This window comes from Prosthecobacter sp. (assembly GCF_049294395.1).
In the GTDB taxonomy this organism is placed as follows: Bacteria; Verrucomicrobiota; Verrucomicrobiia; order Verrucomicrobiales; family Verrucomicrobiaceae; genus Prosthecobacter.
In genome coordinates this window covers 1-2,056 of the sequence record NZ_JBAQCR010000279.1, presented here as the reverse complement: position 1 = coordinate 2,056, position 2,056 = coordinate 1, and the positions used below count along the sequence as shown (strand labels likewise).

Here is a 2,056-nt window from a genome sequence, read left to right as displayed (position 1 = left end):
GACATCTGGTCGTCCTGGTCAGGTGCTGGAGTGGGTGGGGTGTGGCTGAATGGGGGTGCGCTTAGCCGTGCTTGTTCCTCGGGGGGAACCGGTGGTGCACTGCCTCCCCTGGCTGGGCGGGCGGTGTGCCACCAACCCCTGCGGAGAGCGGGGCGGCGGTCCTTCATCCTCACCCTTCCATCCCCATGAAACTGCTCTGCTTACTCGCCCTCGCTCTGCTGTTCGCCACGCCCTGTGTCTTTGCGCAGGACATTGATCCCGCCTTGCAACAGGCCATCACCAACGCGCTGCCACCGGCCTATGCGGGTGTGGGTGCCCTGGTGCTTGTCCTGATCGCCTTTGTGTTCCGCTTCTTCACTGCCCGGAAAAACGGGCTCAGTGTGGTGGATGCGCTGCTTGCCACCTTGAAGGGCACGAACGTGCCCACGAAGCTGCCGCTGTTGATCGCCTGCCTATGTATGCTGACGCTGAGTTCATGCGCCACAAGCTCAGCGCTGATCGCTTCACCGTTTGGCCGCGCTCTCATCGCCACGGCGGATCAGCTGGGCAAAGCGGTTATTGAGACCACTCAGAAAGTCGGGCTTGAACAGATCATCTTGCAGGCCTCCGCCAAAGTGTCCTCGCTCAAGGCTGAAGGCATCAACGCAGATCCTGTGAAAGAGATCTTGAGAGGCTCGCAGATCTCCGCCTTCACCGATGTGATCGAAGCCGCTCAGGCGAAGTATGAGCAGCTCACGGGCAAGCGCTTCACGCTGCCGAAGAATCCCGTCAATGTGCAGCCGGTGAAGGTGCTGCCAACCGCCGCTGTGGAGCCACGCCAGAACCGGCTTAAGCCAGGACTACCATACGAAGACGGCCCGGGCTGCATGCAGCTCGCGGAGCGCATCCCGGTCTATGGCGAGCGCGTGGCGTTCGTGCTGAGCACGGTGGATGTGAAGTGAACGCTCCTTTTTTGGCAAATGAATGAAGGCGCAAAGGAATGACTGAACTGAATCCAATTATATGACTTCCACTCAACGCATCTATCAGGCCGCGCTCAAGTATCGCGGGATCTGTGAAGTACCCGGGCCGAAGAGCAACAAGATCATCCAAGGATGGATTAAAGAAGCGGCCTCGTGGCTGGGGGATGATGTGGGCAATGATGATTCCAAGGTGGCCTGGTGTGGCTGCTTCCGGGGCCGCATCGCCGCTGAGACCATGACCGGCGTGCCTGCGGCCTGCTATCGCGCTGTCAACTGGATGAAGTGGGGCAACGTGGTGAACCCCAACAAACCCAAGACGTGGGAGCAGGGAGACACGCTGATCTTCAAGCGTGCCGGTGGTTATCACGTGACTCTGTTTGCTGACTTTATCAACTGCGGTCCCAAGAACGTGAACTGCCTTGGGGGCAACCAGAGTGACAAGGTCTGCATCGCTTCTCTTTCACTGCTGAACCTGATCGGCGTGCGCCGTGCACCGGATCTCTGAACACCTGCTCTCATGATCATCGCATCCACTGACATCTCTGCCGTGCCTCCTGAATTCGTGAAGTGGTTCATGGTGATGCTCTTTGCTCTCATTGCCGCTGCAGGCACAGGCTTCGTGGCCTATCGCAAAGGCAGGCAGGCCAATGGCAGCAAGGATGAGCCGGTCAACATCGCGCAGCCGCTGGAGATCAAGCACACGACCCGCTACGCCCACAAGGACGATGTGGAGAAGGTCAACCTTGAAGTAAAGCGCATCATCGACGCCGGAGATGAGAGGCAGGAAAAAATCATTGATGCCATTGGTGAGGCTGAGCGAAGGCTCATGACTGAGGTGAAGGATCTGCACATCCGGCTCAATCCTGTAGCCGCTGCCAGCTCGGCGCATGCGGCTCTGCTGGAGCAGATCAATCACCGGCTCACGAATCATGAAAAGCTGCGTCAGGAAGAATCGCAGCGGATCCACCAGCGCATTGACGATGCCATCCGGCTTTCATCGGCCAAGAAGTAACGCCCCAATTTTCCCCTCATCACCCCATGAAACTCACGACTGAAATCATCCGCATCCTGCGAGAAGCTGAAGGCCATCCGCT

General features: G+C 58.5%; 3 protein-coding genes. All 3 read left to right on the top strand.

Annotated elements, in window-relative coordinates; all coding sequences use genetic code 11:
• Positions 1-185 precede the first annotated feature (185 nt).
• The 3 genes from WAW39_RS18985 (at position 186) to WAW39_RS18975 (ending at position 1,974) form a co-directional block, all read left to right on the top strand.
• Entirely contained in the window at positions 186-941 is a 756-nt protein-coding gene (locus WAW39_RS18985; protein ID WP_422320741.1) for a hypothetical protein, read from the top strand.
• 61 nt (positions 942-1,002) lie between these two features.
• Positions 1,003-1,467 carry a TIGR02594 family protein gene (locus WAW39_RS18980; RefSeq protein WP_422320740.1) on the top strand — a complete coding sequence of 155 codons (465 nt, stop codon included), beginning with the start codon at positions 1,003-1,005 and terminating at the stop codon, positions 1,465-1,467.
• Between the two features lie 12 nt (positions 1,468-1,479).
• Positions 1,480-1,974, top strand: a complete 495-nt coding sequence (locus WAW39_RS18975; RefSeq protein WP_422320739.1) for a hypothetical protein — start codon at positions 1,480-1,482, stop codon at positions 1,972-1,974.
• Positions 1,975-2,056: the final 82 nt, after the last annotated feature.

Coding starts and splice junctions, on each gene's coding strand:
- WAW39_RS18975 (WP_422320739.1), top strand. CDS start 1,480: ATGATCATCGCATCCACTGACATCTCTGCCGTGCCTCCTGAATTCGTG.
- WAW39_RS18985 (WP_422320741.1), top strand. CDS start 186: ATGAAACTGCTCTGCTTACTCGCCCTCGCTCTGCTGTTCGCCACGCCC.
- WAW39_RS18980 (WP_422320740.1), top strand. CDS start 1,003: ATGACTTCCACTCAACGCATCTATCAGGCCGCGCTCAAGTATCGCGGG.